This window comes from Gottfriedia sp. ABJ_BB2_2 (genome assembly GCF_055484705.1).
On record NZ_JBVFKR010000001.1, the window covers coordinates 524,222 to 539,246 of the forward strand.

At 33.9% G+C, this 15,025-nt stretch carries 17 protein-coding genes; all 17 read right to left on the minus strand.

Annotation, left to right across the window (positions count from 1 at the left end; all coding sequences use genetic code 11):
* Positions 1 to 8: 8 nt before the first annotated feature.
* The 17 genes from ACX6U0_RS02775 to ACX6U0_RS02855 all read right to left on the minus strand — a co-directional run bounded on the left by ACX6U0_RS02775 (position 9) and on the right by ACX6U0_RS02855 (position 15,020).
* Positions 9 to 1,187 (minus strand): acyl-CoA dehydrogenase family protein, encoded by a 1,179-nt coding sequence (locus ACX6U0_RS02775; RefSeq protein ID WP_464958482.1) that lies wholly within the window; start codon positions 1,185 to 1,187, stop codon positions 9 to 11.
* Between the two features lie 61 nt (positions 1,188 to 1,248).
* Complete coding sequence (locus tag ACX6U0_RS02780; RefSeq protein WP_464958483.1) at positions 1,249 to 2,229, minus strand: quinone oxidoreductase family protein; 981 nt, start codon at positions 2,227 to 2,229, stop codon at positions 1,249 to 1,251.
* 18 nt (positions 2,230 to 2,247) lie between these two features.
* Complete coding sequence (locus ACX6U0_RS02785; RefSeq protein WP_464958484.1) at positions 2,248 to 3,024, minus strand: enoyl-CoA hydratase/isomerase family protein; 777 nt, start codon at positions 3,022 to 3,024, stop codon at positions 2,248 to 2,250.
* Positions 3,025 to 3,038: 14 nt separating this feature from the next.
* Positions 3,039 to 4,121, minus strand: a complete 1,083-nt coding sequence (locus ACX6U0_RS02790) for a phosphotransferase family protein (protein WP_464958485.1) — start codon at positions 4,119 to 4,121, stop codon at positions 3,039 to 3,041.
* Between the two features lie 31 nt (positions 4,122 to 4,152).
* Positions 4,153 to 4,551, minus strand: a complete 399-nt coding sequence (locus ACX6U0_RS02795; RefSeq protein ID WP_464958486.1) for an acyl-CoA thioesterase — start codon at positions 4,549 to 4,551, stop codon at positions 4,153 to 4,155.
* 101 nt (positions 4,552 to 4,652) lie between these two features.
* Complete coding sequence (locus tag ACX6U0_RS02800) at positions 4,653 to 5,216, minus strand: TetR/AcrR family transcriptional regulator (protein ID WP_464958487.1); 564 nt, start codon at positions 5,214 to 5,216, stop codon at positions 4,653 to 4,655.
* 112 nt (positions 5,217 to 5,328) lie between these two features.
* Positions 5,329 to 6,948, minus strand: coding sequence for a long-chain-fatty-acid--CoA ligase (locus tag ACX6U0_RS02805; RefSeq protein ID WP_464958488.1), 1,620 nt, complete (start codon positions 6,946 to 6,948; stop codon positions 5,329 to 5,331).
* 53 nt (positions 6,949 to 7,001) lie between these two features.
* The gene (locus ACX6U0_RS02810) at positions 7,002 to 7,754 is read right to left on the minus strand and encodes an SDR family NAD(P)-dependent oxidoreductase (RefSeq protein ID WP_464958489.1); all 753 of its coding nucleotides are present in this window, start codon (positions 7,752 to 7,754) and stop codon (positions 7,002 to 7,004) included.
* Positions 7,755 to 7,773: 19 nt separating this feature from the next.
* Positions 7,774 to 9,012, minus strand: coding sequence for an acyl-CoA dehydrogenase (locus ACX6U0_RS02815; RefSeq protein ID WP_464958490.1), 1,239 nt, complete (start codon positions 9,010 to 9,012; stop codon positions 7,774 to 7,776).
* Between the two features lie 71 nt (positions 9,013 to 9,083).
* The gene (locus ACX6U0_RS02820; protein ID WP_464958491.1) at positions 9,084 to 9,839 is read right to left on the minus strand and encodes a 2-phosphosulfolactate phosphatase; all 756 of its coding nucleotides are present in this window, start codon (positions 9,837 to 9,839) and stop codon (positions 9,084 to 9,086) included.
* Positions 9,840 to 9,877: 38 nt separating this feature from the next.
* On the minus strand, positions 9,878 to 10,651 hold the full coding sequence (locus tag ACX6U0_RS02825; RefSeq protein WP_464958492.1) for an SDR family oxidoreductase: 774 nt from the start codon (positions 10,649 to 10,651) through the stop codon (positions 9,878 to 9,880).
* A 288-nt stretch (positions 10,652 to 10,939) separates the two neighbouring features.
* Positions 10,940 to 11,599: an HAD family hydrolase gene (locus tag ACX6U0_RS02830; RefSeq protein WP_464958493.1), complete on the minus strand. Its 660-nt coding sequence runs from the start codon at positions 11,597 to 11,599 to the stop codon at positions 10,940 to 10,942.
* A 21-nt stretch (positions 11,600 to 11,620) separates the two neighbouring features.
* Positions 11,621 to 12,451: a DUF2785 domain-containing protein gene (locus ACX6U0_RS02835; protein WP_464958494.1), complete on the minus strand. Its 831-nt coding sequence runs from the start codon at positions 12,449 to 12,451 to the stop codon at positions 11,621 to 11,623.
* 116 nt (positions 12,452 to 12,567) lie between these two features.
* Entirely contained in the window at positions 12,568 to 13,113 is a 546-nt protein-coding gene (locus ACX6U0_RS02840; protein WP_464958495.1) for a GNAT family N-acetyltransferase, read from the minus strand.
* 433 nt (positions 13,114 to 13,546) lie between these two features.
* The gene (locus ACX6U0_RS02845; RefSeq protein ID WP_464958496.1) at positions 13,547 to 14,275 is read right to left on the minus strand and encodes a polysaccharide deacetylase family protein; all 729 of its coding nucleotides are present in this window, start codon (positions 14,273 to 14,275) and stop codon (positions 13,547 to 13,549) included.
* Positions 14,276 to 14,524: 249 nt separating this feature from the next.
* A complete protein-coding gene (locus tag ACX6U0_RS02850; RefSeq protein ID WP_464958497.1) occupies positions 14,525 to 14,767 on the minus strand; it encodes a DNA alkylation repair protein in 243 nt (80 codons plus the stop codon).
* Between the two features lie 61 nt (positions 14,768 to 14,828).
* Positions 14,829 to 15,020 carry an NETI motif-containing protein gene (locus ACX6U0_RS02855; protein WP_464958498.1) on the minus strand — a complete coding sequence of 64 codons (192 nt, stop codon included), beginning with the start codon at positions 15,018 to 15,020 and terminating at the stop codon, positions 14,829 to 14,831.
* Positions 15,021 to 15,025 lie beyond the last annotated feature (5 nt).

Sequence of the window (15,025 nt, forward strand, 5' to 3'; positions counted from 1 at the left end):
ATCATTTATTAAACAAATTGACCTACCTTCACGTGCCCTTTTAATAGATTTCTAGAGATGATTAATCGTTGAATTTCATCCGTTCCATCATAAATTCTCCATAATCTAGCCTCACGGTACCATCTTTCAATTGGTAATTCTCTCGTGTAACCAATTCCCCCATGAATTTGAAGGACTCGGTCTACAACCTTATTCCCCATATTTGAGCCATATAGTTTAGCAATGGATGCTAAATGGCGATTATCTTCACCTTGATCTAAAGTAAATGCTGCATTTAATACTAGCCATCTTGCAGCTTCAATTTCTACAGCTGAATCTGCAATTTGCCATTGAATTGCTTGACGTTCAGCAATTGGTTTTCCAAATGTTTCTCTTTCCTTTGAGTAATCAATTGCCATTTGCAACAAACGCTCAGCTGCACCAACTGCCCTTGCCCCAACAATCCATCTCGCAAAGCCAATCCATTCAAGCCCTAGATTGTAACCTCCATTTAATTCGCCCAAAATGTTTTCCTCAGGTACACGCACATTGTCAAAAACTAATCCAGCAGGTCCCCATTCGCCCATCGTATGAATGTATTCAGATTTCCAACCCATTTCACGGTCTACAATAAAACACGTTACACCACTTCGTCCTCCAGAGGCATGATGTTTTTCTTTATCTGTAATAGCAATTACCATTACAAAATCAGCTTCATTTCCTCCTGTAATAAACGTTTTTTCTCCATTTAAAATATATTCAGAACCATCTTTTATTGCAGTCATCTTAATATTTTGCGTATCAGAACCAGCATTTGGCTCTGTCATCGCAAAACATGATTTCTTATCACCATTAATAGTTGGTATTAAGTACTTTTTCTTCTGTTCTTCATTCGCATAAAATAGGATATTATCTGCAAAGCCTCCAAATGTAAACGGTACAAATGTTTTTGAAATTTCCATATAGACGATCGCTAACATCATTTGACCCAAGTCCGCTCCACCATACTCTTCTGGTGTATTAATTCCCCAAAATCCTGCTTCCTTTGCTTTTAATTGAAGGTCTTTTATAACTTCGGGAGATAAACTTGGTCGCCCTTCTCTTTCATTACGTAATACTTCATTCTCTAGAGGAATTAATTCTTTTTCAACAAATTTGCGTATCGTTTTTTGAATCATTCTTTGTTCATCTGTTAAACGTAAATGCATTGTCAATTTCCCCCGTTCCATTTGTTTTTCTGTTTATCCTTTTATCATTTTCAAACGCTAATTATTTTTTAGGCTCTAAAATAACTTTTCCTACTGTTTTCCTTGCTTGCATTAGTGTGTGTACATTCGCTGCTTCGCTTAATGGGAAAACTTCTCCAATTGTTACTCGAATTTTTCCTTCTGCCAAATACGTAAATAATTCATTTAAACTATGATTTATTAATTCTACTCTTCTCATAAGTGGTGGTAAGAAAAAACCAATCACCGACTGATTTTTAGCCATCAATGAAGAAGGATAAAACTTACTTTGTTGTCCACTTGCAACACCGTAAATAACAAGTCTTCCAAAGTATGCTAGACATTTTAAAGTCTTATAAAACACATCGCCACCAGCCATCTCAAGTGCAACATCTACACCTTTTCCATTTGTCGCTTCAAGCACTTTTTCTTCCCAACCATCTTCAGTATAGTTGATGAGTACATCAGCGCCCATTTCTTTCGCGAGTTGTAATTTCTCACTCGTACTAGCAGTTGCAATCACTTTTCCAGCACCAAATAATTTCGCCAGCTGAACTGCTAAAGTCCCTACTCCACCGGCAGCAGCGTGAATTAGCACAGATTCACCGGGCTCTAGCATCCCCATTGTTTTTAAAATATGGTACGCACTTAACCCTTGAACTGGTAAAGCTGCTGCTATTTTAAAGTCCAATTCAGCAGGAATAGGAATAATTGATCTCTCATCTGAAATTGCATACTCTGCATATCCACCAGATTCCATAATTGTCACAACTCGGTCACCAGGTTTTACTTTTGTTACATTTTCGCCTACTTCTACAACAAAACCAGCTACTTCTGCACCCGGAACATATGGCAAATTTGTTTTGACAACATACTGTCCTTCTCTTCTAGCTGTATCAGCATAATTGACAGCAGATGCATGAACTTCGATTAACACTTCTCTACCTTTTGGGACTGGTCTTTCTAATTCAACTCTTTCTAATACATCAGGACCTCCGAATTGTTTAAATTGAATCGCTTTCATTTTAACCCCTCCAATATGTTATCTTCCTGTAAAGACAGGCTTACGTTTTTCTTTAAATGCAAGAACTCCTTCGTGATGATCTTCTGTTGTTATCATTAGAGTTTGAATCATTCGTTCCTTTTCAAGTATCTCATCTAAATTCGAAGTAAAAGATTGGTCGATTAGTTTTTTCATCATGCCAAATGCTTTACCGGGACCAACTGATAATTTATGAGCATATTTAACTGTTTCTTCTTTTAATTCTTTTGCGGAAACTAAAAAATTAACTACTCCTAATTGAGCCATTCTTTCTGCAGAAACTGCTTCTCCACTAAAGAAAAATTGCTTTGCCAAATGAGGTCCAATTAATCGGGGTAAAAAGTATGAGCCGCCTCCGTCTGAAATAAGGCCGACTTGTGAGAAGCTTAAAGCAAATTTACTATCGTCAGAGGCAATAATCAGATCACAAGCAAGTGCTAAATTAAAACCCGCTCCAGCTGCAAAACCGTGAATTGAAGCTATAACTGGCTTATTTGACTCTTTGATTGCTTTAATACATTTATTTAGTACGCCAATATGTTCATACACAGCAGTGGTATTCGTATTTCCCATTGTTTTCACATCGCCACCTGCGCAAAATGAACGACCAGCTCCAGAAATAACGATTACTTTAATTTCAGGATTATTCTCGGCTTCTAAAATAGAATTTGTGATTCCTGTTAACATCTCTAGATTAAAAGAATTTAACGATTCAGGTCTGTTTAACGTTAAAAATAAGATACGCTCTTTTATTTCAATTAATAAAGACTCATTCATTTAATCATTTCTCCTTATCGTTTATTGTGATTAGGGAACGTTACTTGATGCCCTAACGTGATTAGGGACTCAGCAAACTGTTCAAACTTTGCAAAACGTTGATCATTTGTTTGCCCCATTTTAAATCGATAATAAATTTGCTGGACAATCACAGCTAGTTTAAAATACGCAAATGCAAGATAAAAATTTATATTGGAAACACTTCTTCCACTTTTCATTGAGTAAGCTTCTATGAATTCGGCTCTTGTCATAAAACCATCATTTATAGTAACTGGAGGCTTACCAAGTCCATATTTCAACAAATCTGGATCATCATTTTGTATCCAGTAACTCATCGCAACACCTAAATCTGCTAGTGGATCACCAATCGTTGTCATTTCCCAATCAAATAAACCGACCATTTCTGTTAAATCCTGATTAAACATTGAATTATTTAACTTGTAATCATAATGGATGATTGCCGCGTCGTGTTGATGTGGAACATGTTGATCAAGCCACTTCATCAGTTGTTCGACTTCTAAAATATCACTTGTTTTTGCTCTGTTATACCTAGTGATCCAACCTTGAACCTGTCGTTCCATAAAATTAGTCGGTTTACTAATTTCTAATAAATTTGTTTTTTGAAAATCAATTGAATGTAGCTCAACAAGTTTATCAACCATTACATTGGAAATTTTTCTGCAATCTTCTTTTGATACGTTTAAATGGTCAGGAAATACGGTATCAAAAACTTCACCTTTTTTTCTTTCCATTATAAAAAATGGACTACCAACAATTGTTTCGTTTTCTGAATATAGAATAGGTTTAGGAGCGATAGAATAATGCGGATGAACCTCTGATAAAATTCGAAATTCCCTGCTCATATCATGAGCTTTTGGTGCAACGGGACCAAGAGGTGGACGTCTAAGAACTGCTTCCCATTCTCCGACTTTCAGTAAATAGGTAAGATTAGAATGACCTGCCGAAAACTGCCTTACACTTAGCTGCTCATTTGGCAATTCATTTATATGTTGATGTAAGAATTCCTGTAAAACTGGTAGATTTAGTTCCTCCCCTTTACGAATCTGTATCGTTTCGGACTCTACTCTCTCAGCCATCATACTCCTCCTACTGAATCTATTTTTATCATTAATTTTCTAAATGATTTTCTAATTGAGATCGAAATAAGTCTGGTATATTTTCACTTCTTTGTTCCTGAAAATTAAAGTACACGATGATTGCATTTGCTTTTGCAATTAATACATTCGTTTCTTCACAAGAAATGTCATGCTCAAGCTGAAAACTTTTATTACCTATTTTTGAGATATATGTAGAGATTACTAGTTTTTGATTAAAGTAACCTTGACTTATGAAATCACATTTCGTTGAAGCCAATATGAAATTCCAGTCCTGTAGATTCATTCCATAACCAAGTTGTTGAAAAAATTTAATCCGCGCTTCTTCCAAATAAATGAAGTAGCTCGTATTGTTTATATGACCAAGCGCATCTGTTTCACAAAATCTAGTCGTGATTGTTAATTTTTCCATTTTACCCCTACTTTTTTATTAGTCTATGATTCAAAAGGAAATACTAACTAGTCGGTATGTTAAATGTTTGAAAAAGGTAGGAGAGATGACCTCTCCTACTACTAAACTTCAATACCTTTAAAAACCATTTCAGTAAAAATTTCTGCTAATTGATGATCGTCGATTGCCCCTTCAGGATTAAACCATTGATAGCTCCAATTTGTTATTCCTAAAATCCCAAAGGTAACAATTGGTACATTTAAACTTTCTCTTAATTCCCCATTTGCAATTCCTTCATTTAACAAGTTTTCAATATTAAATCGATATTGATCCCTCTTTGGATTAATTTTATCCAAGCTTTCAGGACTTAAATGTCGCATTTCTCTGAAAAATACTTTTGCACTTGCGCCTTGTTTTTTGATATCAAGTATTGATAAATGAATAATACTAAACAGTTTTTCTTTAAAGCTTTTGTCATGATCATCAAGTATGTTCATTTGTTTCGTTAATAGGTCATTAATATAACGAAGGTGAATTTCCATCAAAAGCTCCTCTTTACTTGAAAAGTAATAATAGAAAGTGCCTTTCGTTACGCCAATAGATTCGACGATATCCTGAATGGAAGTGACTGTAAATCCTTTTTTATCAAATAATTGTATTGAGTGTTCTGTAATTTTCTCTTTCATTGGAAATCCTCACAATCTAAAAAAATATCACTTGAATTATACCATAATCTATTCTGGTGAAAGTTAAAAAAACAGAATGTTCTATACTTTTAACATTGTACAAATTCTAACATTATACTGTTTTAGAATTTTCCGTTTCCCTTAATGCTCTTCTTAATATTTTTCCAACATTTGTTTTTGGTAATTGATCACGAAATTCAATCACTCTTGGTACTTTATAAGATGAAAGATTACTTTGGCAATATTGTAAAATCTCATCCTCAGATGTATTTGCTCCTGCTTTTAATACTAAAACAGCTTTTACTGTTTCACCTCTATACGTATCTGGTACACCTATGACTACTGCTTCTTGAACACTCGGATGTTCATATAGGATTTCTTCAATTTCACGTGGATAAATATTATATCCACTTGCGATAATCATGTCTTTTTTACGGTCTACAATGGATAGATACCCTTCATCATCAACTCGTGAAATATCGCCAGTAAATAACCACCCATCTTTTAACGTATGAGCTGTCTCCTCAGGCATATTCCAATATCCTTTCATGACCTGTGGACCTTTAACAATTAATTCTCCAATTTCACCAACTGGGACTTCAATCGTACCTGTTGCTAAATCTACAATTTTATAATCAGTCGAAGGTAGTCCAAATCCAACTGTACCTGGTTTACGTTCTGCGAATGCAGGATTACAATGTGTAGTTGGTGATGCTTCTGATAGTCCATAACCTTCTAGTATTTTTGCGCCGGTTTTCTTTTCAAATTGATTAATTAATTCTACGGGCATTGGTGCACTTCCACTATTGCAAACTTTAATACAGTCAATTCCATATTTTTCTGCATCTGGATGGTTAATAATTGCAACATACATTGTAGGTACACCAGGAAATAGCGTTGGTTGTTCATTTTTAATTGTTGTTAGAACCTCCATAATGTCAAAGCGTGGTAGGATGATCATTTCATTTGCCATTAGAATTGAGAGATTCATACTAATGTTCATACCATAAACATGGAAAAATGGAATAATGGATAAACTACGCTCCTTTGCAATCTCAATACTACCTTTAAAAAATTCTTGCGATTGCATCACATTTGCTAATAAATTGCGGTGAGTAAGCATTACCCCTTTGGATCTCCCTGTCGTCCCACCTGTATATTGAAGAACTGCGATGTCTTCACTTGAGTCTATCGAAACAGGTAAAACGATTCCGTTTCCTTCAGTTAAAAAGTTTTCAAATGTTGTATGATCATCAAAACTTTCTTCTGTTGGGGTTAAATTGACGACAATAACCTTTCGGAGCTTTGTTTCTGGTAAAATTGCCTTTACTAGAGGATAAAGACTTCCTAATACTATGATTGCTTCAGATTCAGAATCATTCAGCAGAGCTTTTAGTTCTCGTGCGACACTCATAGGATTTACCTGAGTTACGATTGCACCTGTCGATAAAATACCATAGAAAGCAATGACATATTGAGGACAATTCGGCAACATAATGGCTACACGATCGCCTTTTTGGATACGGTTTTGCTGCAATGATGAAGCAAATGCCGTAACGGCGTTTTGAACTTCATGAAATGACATTTTCTTATGATAAAAAGTAATACTGGTATGATTAGGATATTTTGAAACAGTATCTTGTAAGATTTGTGGAATTGTTTTGTCCGGTATTGTGATTTCTGGTGCAATATGCTGTGGATAGTGGGAATACCATATTTTATTCGAATTCATTTTATACCCTCCAATGTTATAAAAATCTATTCATTACATGAAATATGTAAACCTTAAAATATTAATCCCCCACCATCAACAGGAAGTGTAACACCTGTTATAAAAGAGGCTTCATCAGATGCTAAAAATAACGCGGCAGCTGCAACTTCTTCGGGATTCCCAACTCTTCCAAGTGCATTGGCTTTAGAAATAATCGGCCATTTTCGTTCATCTTTTTTCCACATTTCGATAATATTTGTATCAATTACACCTGGGGCTATAGCATTTACTCTAATTTGATATTTTCCATATTCTAAAGCTGCATTTTGTGTTAATAAAACAACCCCACCTTTAGATGCATTATACGCACTGACTAGTTTTCTACCTTTTAAACCTAGTAAACTAGAAGTGTTAATAATGACACCCTTTCCTGATTTGATTAACTCAGGCACAGCATATTTAATTCCTAAAAATACACTTTTTAAATTGATATCGATTACTGAATCCCATTCGTCTTCTTCTAAATCTACACTCCGAACCTCAGAGTTACCAACACCTGCATTATTAAACAAAATATCAAGTCCACCATATTGCTCTACAGTTGCACTTATTAAGTTTTGTACGCTATTTTTATCACTAACATCAGTATGAATAAAAATGGCATTTCCATTTTGCTCTTGAATGAGTCGTGCAGTCTCTACACCAGTTATTTCATTTCGATCTGCAATGACAACCTTTGAGCCTTCCTTTGCAAACCTGATAGCTGTAGAGCGACCGATTCCTCCTCCACCACCAGTTATGATTGATACCTTATCCTTTAATCTCATGATTCACCACCTATCATTTTTATTTTTCAATCGATACAAATTGATTAGATGTTTGATATTTTCGTAGTTCAAGTTTAGCAAGCTGTGCACGGTGTACTTCATCTGGTCCATCAGCTAAACGTAATGTTCTTGCATTTGCCCATTGTGCTGCTAGTGTAAAGTCATTTGATACACCTGCTGCGCCAAAAGCTTGTATCGCACGATCAATCACATTAAGAGCCATTGAAGGAGCTACTACTTTAATCATCGCAATTTCCGCCTTAGCGGCTTTATTACCAACTGTGTCCATCATATATGCAGCCTTTAAGGTTAGTAATCTAGCTTGCTCAATTTCAATTCTAGAGTTAGCAATCCACTCTTGAATTACCCCTTGATTTGCAATTGGTTTTCCAAAAGCAACTCGACTTTGTACACGCTTACATAAGTCTTCAAGTGCTCGTTCCGCTGCACCAATTAATCTCATACAATGATGAATTCGACCAGGACCTAATCGCCCTTGTGCAATGGCAAAACCTTTTCCTTCACCCAAAATTATATTACTCTTCGGTACTTTTACATTCGTAAAGGTAATTTCTGCATGTCCATGTGGTGCATGATCATACCCGAAGACTGGTAGCATTCTTTCAATCTTTACTCCTGGTGTATTTAAGGGAACAAGAATCATAGACTGCTGTTCATGTCGATTTGCCTCTGGATTCGTTTTTCCCATTAAAATTGCAATCTTACAACGCGGATCACCTGCACCTGATGACCACCACTTTCTCGCATTTAAATTGTAGTAATCACCATCCTTTTCAATGCTCGCTTCAATATTCGTAGCATCAGAGGAAGCAACATCAGGCTCAGTCATTGAAAAACAGGAACGAATCTCGCCTGATAGTAAAGGTGTTAGCCATTCTTCTTTTTGTTCTTCTGTCCCATATTTATCTAACACCTCCATATTTCCTGTATCTGGTGCACTACAGTTAAATATTTCAGGACCAATTAATGAGCGCCCCATAATTTCACATAAAGGTGCATATTCTAAATTTGTTAATCCTGCCCCGTATTTACTTTCTGGCAGAAATAAGTTCCAAAGCCCTTCTTGTTTAGCCTTCGCTTTTAATTCTTCAATAATCGGAGGAACATCACTCCATCTTGTTTCTTGTTGATTTAATTGCTCTTCATATAAGTTCTCATTTGGGTATACATATAGTTCCATGAATGTTTTCAATCTGCCTTGAAGCTCTTGTACTTTAGATGAAAATAAAAAATCCATTTCCTCATTCCTTTCATACTAACTAGTCGGTATGTAGTTATTTTTCATTACTTATATTCTACGTTAGTATCTTATTTAAAAGCAGTCTTCTCGGAATGTCTCACATCCACAATCCTTTTTCCACTTTCTAACATCGGAACAACGGTGAAAATACTTTTTTGGTTAACAAAATTTAGTTCTTCCTCGTATCCATACTCCAGCATCATTTTCCCAACTCTAGATTCTGCTAAAATATCAATCTCGTTTTCTTTGGAACCTCTATAAAAATGTAATGCAGCTAAAGAAGCATCCGTCATTTCAAAATGATTAGATGAACTTAATAAGCAATCAATAAAGTAACCCGCTCCATAAAAGTCTTCCAAATTAAAATGGCCAAATGAGCCTGCACAAACTAAAACAATCGTTTCATGATCACTTGTTTGATGAATATGATTAACAACTGATTGACTATTCAAAATCGAAGCAGCATATACTTTTTTCGCAGTCTTAGCTTTTTTTAGTGCAATCGTTCCATTTGTGGTTGATAAAATGATTGTTTTACCATTTACTACATTTCTTAGCGCTAATGGATTAGGTGATAAAAAGCCTTCTAAAGTTGTACCATTATATTCTCCAATTAGAATTTTATCATTATGTTTTATTCCCTCTGCGATTTCCATTGCTTCTTTTCCATCTAGGACAGGAATTACTTCTTTTGCACCAAATTCCAAGGCTGCAGTGATTGTAGAGGTTGCAAGTAAAATATCGAAAATAATAACTGTTTTATTTCCATTTAATTTTTGTTGATCAATTTCTTCTTTTTTCATTAATAAATGAATTTTCGCCATCATTAAACTCCTTTTTTATAACAAGAAATCTCAACAATTTACATAACTGAAGAACCACCGTCTACTACTAAAATCGCTCCTGTAACAAAGTCTGAAGCTGGTGCAGCTAAAAATAGCGCTGCGCCTTTTAAGTCATTTTCAGAACCGAACTTTCTAAGAGGTGTTCCCTCCAAGATTTCCTCACCACCATGTGCTATCACATCTTTTGACATCTTAGTTGGAAAAAAACCTGGTGCGATTGCATTTACATGAACACCACGCGAGCCCCATTTGACTGCCAAATCTCTTGTTAAATTAACAACTGCTCCTTTACTTGCACTATAGCCCACTGCATCTAAATATTTTGGATTTGTACCTTGCAATCCTGCAACAGATGCAATATTGATGATTTTCCCCTCATTTTGTTCAAGCATTACTTTCCCAACTGCTTGAGACATAATAAATGTTCCAGTCACATTTACATTTAATACCTTATGCCAGGCCTCTAACGGCATATCTTCAGCAGGTGCACCCCATGAAGCTCCACTATTATTGACTAATATATCAATTCGGCCAAATTTTTCTTTTGTTTGTTTCACTACATTTTGAACGTCTTCAGGATTTGTTACATCACATTTTAAAGCTAACGATTCAACCCCAATGCTTTTTAATTCTTCACTTACTTCTTTACATGCATTTTCATTTCTAGAACACAAAACAACATTTGCACCTGCTTCAGCGAATCCTTTTGCAATTTGCTCTCCTAGACCTCGACCGCCACCTGTCACAATTGCCACTTTACCTGTTAAGTCAAACAATTCTTTTACATGCATTCATAAACCTCCCAAAAACAAAATTTTAAACCTAATGTATGGATCAAAGCCGTAAAAATAAAACATACAATAAAATACTAACCAGTCGGTATGTTGTAATTTCATCATACAAAATATATTCTGAATATTCAATAAAAACTTTCTTTAAACTTATGTTAATTACGATTTATACACTTATATTCATTTGAAGGACAATCCATTCTAAATGTAAAAAACCATTTCTAAAAATGTAGAAATGGCTTTAGTGTGTAAACAAATTATATAAATTGATACAAATGGTATTTAACATTAATCTTCCAAAGATAGATGATTGATGACATCTTCAAGGGACTTTTCAGCCATTGAAGAGAGACGCAGACTATAATCTTCAAACCCTAAATGAGCAGTCACGCTGTTTGGTACGATTACGCAATGTAAACCAGCCTTACGTGCTGCTAGTAAACCATTTAGTGAATCCTCAAATGCAATTGCTTCTGTGGCATCTATTCCTAGTGCATCAATAGCTTTCAAATAAAGCTCCGGATCTGGCTTGACGTCCAAAACATCTTCTTTTGTTTTAATCACTTCAAAATAATCATATACATGTAGTTGCTTTAGAAAACCTTCAACCCATGCTCGTGAGGAACTAGATGCCAATCCAATTTTTAGTCCTGCTTGTTTTGCAAAAATTAAATAGTCTTCAACACTTTCTCTTAAGACAGGATCTCTTAACTTTACCTGTACTAACTCTGAGACTTTACTTTCTAAATTGTCTCTTTCAAAAGGTATTGAACAATTTTCTTCAATATATGAATATAGTACATCATCATGTGTACCAACCACTTCTGAGAATTTTTCAAGTGTTAATTGTATCTCATAATCTACCAAAACTTCTTTATATGCTTCAAACCATACAGATTCTGTATCAATAATTAGACCATCAAAGTCAAAAATAATTGCTTTAATCACCTGTTATCCCCCTCTTTTAAATCAAGATCGATACCTATTTAGTTTTAATAGAATCCTAGATAATGTTTCCTTAATTGCTTCATCTTGAGAATCAACTCTAAAATATAGGCTACGTAAAAAATGCTTAGCATTTATTTTTATAGAATAGTCAGTAATATAAACACCTGTTTTATTAACATACTGGAATTGTTCAATCCAATCACAAATTTCTTCACTAGATAATACATTACGTTTTAAAATTGAATGAGCTGCTGTTACTAATCTTTCGTCTTCTTCACAGTCAAACACATTTTGAGATTCCATTGCTCTTAATGAAATAATGTTCAAAATTGTTCTTATATCATTTTCGTTTAAATCATTACATTTTGCAAGTTCATCTAAGCAATCCGCTAAATGAGCTACAGAATGAGCCCAGCCTTTTTCTTCTACATAACCACGGACATCATGTTCACCTTTCGCAAATAAAAACACTTTCTCTTTAACAAGTTCTAACTCTTCTAATGGAATGAATTGTTTTTCATTATGCATCATTAAAATAACCGCGATTATTAAGACTGAAAATGCCCTCGTAAACACTGAATCTTTTTTAGTTTCACCTAAGCCGTACAGTAAATGTTCATCGTCTATACAAACCTGTAAAAATTCTCTTAATTCGTCAGTTCTGAATACACCATTTTTGATCCACTTAGAAAACGTTGAGTAAATTAAATCGTCTCGCAAATAAGGATTAACTGAACCAATGTGATGTAGCATTTGTTTTGCGATTTCATATTGACTTTCATTTTTTGGAATCATAAAATCATTTTTACTTATATTTTCTAGCTTATCTAATAAATACTGTTCATTTTTCATTTGATCACCTATACACTTTTCACTTTTTATTTAATGTGAACGAATTTATTTTCTTTCAAAATGAATTATGTTTGAGATTTTGCAAACAAATCGTTCCATTTTTTCCTACAGATCAATCATTCTCTATCCCAATCAGTTTTCAATAAAGAATAGACAAATACATTATGTGATTCTCCATTTTGATAGATATATCCCCGTAGTAGCCCTTCTTTTTGAAACCCAAATTTTTCAATTACTTTCGAGGACGCAATATTCTCAGGAAATATCACAGCACCAATACGAAATAATGAAAGCGTCTGAAAGCAATATGTAATTACTTCATTAATGGCTTCCGACATTATTCCTATACCCCAAAAAGTTGGAAGTAAATCATAACCGATTTCTGTTCGCTTACCTGAGAGTGATAAATTATTTAACCCAATTGTCCCGATTAAACGACCTGATTCCTTCTCGACGATTCCCCAGCGCATTCCAAGTTTATTTTCAAACCTAGTTCTGAAAGATTCTATCATCACTTTGGCTTGTGATTCATTTGTAAAAGGACTCATCCCATAATATTTCGTAACAGCTTCATTAGAGAAAATTTGATAGATTTCATCAAGATGTTTATCTTCTATTTCTATTAACATTAAACGGTTTGTTTCTAAAATTGGAAAAGTCATCAAATCACTCCTTATAAATTTTTTTGTTTGTTCTTTTATATAAAATTTTTGTACATCTAATCTTGACTGCTTTCTTTCTTTAGGATTAACATAGTCAACAATCACTATGGGGTTTCAATTTTTCCATCTCTCTCCAAAGCAATACATGTTCCACTACAAATAATCATTTTCATCTGTTTATGTTAAATTTTACCATACACTTACGAATATTGGTTATTTTCAAGAAATTCAACATAAAAAAGACGATTACAAAAGTAATCGCCTAAGTTTAAAGCTAATATATAAATCAAAATATATGTGATTCAGACTGATTTAACACACTTTTCTTTCAAGGTGCAAAATCTGAAGAAGAGCGGAGTTACCTTAAAAGGTAATGAGCACCACCGCAAGCAGGCGAAGCAACAAAGAAGCGTGCGTTTGTCAATAGTCCTGATCAGTCCACTATTTTAGCAAACTCATCTAATGTTGTTGAATACTTAATATAAATTCGAGGTAATAAATAGTTTTCGTCTTTCTTTCCTTTTTCTACGTACAGTTCTGGGATGGTTGTAATTCCATATGTATAGTATTTCTTAGTCTCTTCAATCACTTTTTTATCGTAAAAACTATAAGGATAAGCTAAAGCAATTACTGGCTTATTCGTAATGGTTTGTATTTTCTTTTTTGATTCATTTAATTCATACTCATAATTCGTTATTTTTGTTAAATTAGGATGGGTAGCAGTATGAGATTGAACCGAAAAGATTCCCGAATCGATCATCCTTTTCAAATCTGACTTTGACAATCTATTTGACCAATCAATATAATCAGAAATAACAAAAAGCGTTGCAGTTGGTTTAAATTTATCATCCTTCAATTTTTGTAAAATCGAAAAAGCAATTAAATTATTTTTATAACCGTCATCGAACGTAATAAAGATCGGTTTTTTTACTTTATAACGATCCTTCCAATTTTCAAAAGTTAATAAAGTGAAATCATGTTGTTTTAAATATGTCATCTGTTTTTCAAATTCTTTAGGATGTACGTAAAGATCCTCTACACCATGTCCCGAAAATTCATCAATTGAATGATAAATGAGGATCGGTATTTTTTTCTCTGCAAATACCTTCGAAGGCAGAAAAGTAATAACTAGTAAAAATAACAATAGTAAAATCTTTTTCATAGAATTCCTCGCTCTTCATTTTCTTCATGATTATTATTCCTAATATCCAAAAATCTATTATGTTCTTTGAAAGATGATCGAGCGAATCTGATAAATTGAGTAAAGTGTCATACAGTGAAATCGGATGTTATTAACTTTGTATAAATCCCATAAAGAAAGCAACTCTATTATTTCTACATAAGAAAAAGACATTGAATAAATGTTCAATGTCTTATTTCAATATATTTTTTACATTAATAAATGCTAATACTACATGGATTCTGCAGCTTTTTCAAATAACGTACTTTGTTCAATAACACCACAGGCACCACATTGGACTAAGTATTCAGGTCCTTTATATGGGATATAAAATGGGTCTAACCCACCTGAGATATATTCTTCTTGTTCAATATCACCACTTTGTGCATTTAACTTTACTGCTTTAGGGTGTTGTTCAATTAAATAAAATCTTGTTTTATTTGTTTTACAGCGTGGACATGCTAATTTAGACATATTTTCACCTCATTTTATTCATATAAGGTTACTTTTCCATATTTTTACTAAGTTTATTCATTTATTTACTTAATTTTCCTTCAAATACGATTTTTCTACCTGAAGGTTCAATTTCCATTTTACCATTAATCATTTGTTCTGAGAAAATTGGCACTTCCATTCTTTTTACTGGTGTATAGCCTTCTGCTTCCATTCTCTTTAAACAGTCATTAATTGTTTCATGATCTAATACTTCAAATTTTTTCTTACTCATTGTAT

Excerpts from the sequence above, each read along its gene's own strand:
- ACX6U0_RS02775 (WP_464958482.1), bottom strand. The coding sequence starts at position 1,187 with ATGCATTTACGTTTAACAGATGAACAAAGAATGATTCAAAAAACGATA.
- ACX6U0_RS02780 (WP_464958483.1), bottom strand. The coding sequence starts at position 2,229 with ATGAAAGCGATTCAATTTAAACAATTCGGAGGTCCTGATGTATTAGAA.
- ACX6U0_RS02785 (WP_464958484.1), bottom strand. The coding sequence starts at position 3,024 with ATGAATGAGTCTTTATTAATTGAAATAAAAGAGCGTATCTTATTTTTA.
- ACX6U0_RS02790 (WP_464958485.1), bottom strand. The coding sequence starts at position 4,121 with ATGGCTGAGAGAGTAGAGTCCGAAACGATACAGATTCGTAAAGGGGAG.
- ACX6U0_RS02795 (WP_464958486.1), bottom strand. The coding sequence starts at position 4,551 with ATGGAAAAATTAACAATCACGACTAGATTTTGTGAAACAGATGCGCTT.
- ACX6U0_RS02800 (WP_464958487.1), bottom strand. The coding sequence starts at position 5,216 with ATGAAAGAGAAAATTACAGAACACTCAATACAATTATTTGATAAAAAA.
- ACX6U0_RS02805 (WP_464958488.1), bottom strand. The coding sequence starts at position 6,948 with ATGAATTCGAATAAAATATGGTATTCCCACTATCCACAGCATATTGCA.
- ACX6U0_RS02810 (WP_464958489.1), bottom strand. The coding sequence starts at position 7,754 with ATGAGATTAAAGGATAAGGTATCAATCATAACTGGTGGTGGAGGAGGA.
- ACX6U0_RS02815 (WP_464958490.1), bottom strand. The coding sequence starts at position 9,012 with ATGGATTTTTTATTTTCATCTAAAGTACAAGAGCTTCAAGGCAGATTG.
- ACX6U0_RS02820 (WP_464958491.1), bottom strand. The coding sequence starts at position 9,839 with ATGGCGAAAATTCATTTATTAATGAAAAAAGAAGAAATTGATCAACAA.
- ACX6U0_RS02825 (WP_464958492.1), bottom strand. The coding sequence starts at position 10,651 with ATGCATGTAAAAGAATTGTTTGACTTAACAGGTAAAGTGGCAATTGTG.
- ACX6U0_RS02835 (WP_464958494.1), bottom strand. The coding sequence starts at position 12,451 with ATGAAAAATGAACAGTATTTATTAGATAAGCTAGAAAATATAAGTAAA.
- ACX6U0_RS02840 (WP_464958495.1), bottom strand. The coding sequence starts at position 13,113 with ATGACTTTTCCAATTTTAGAAACAAACCGTTTAATGTTAATAGAAATA.
- ACX6U0_RS02845 (WP_464958496.1), bottom strand. The coding sequence starts at position 14,275 with ATGAAAAAGATTTTACTATTGTTATTTTTACTAGTTATTACTTTTCTG.
- ACX6U0_RS02850 (WP_464958497.1), bottom strand. The coding sequence starts at position 14,767 with ATGTCTAAATTAGCATGTCCACGCTGTAAAACAAATAAAACAAGATTT.
- ACX6U0_RS02855 (WP_464958498.1), bottom strand. The coding sequence starts at position 15,020 with ATGAGTAAGAAAAAATTTGAAGTATTAGATCATGAAACAATTAATGAC.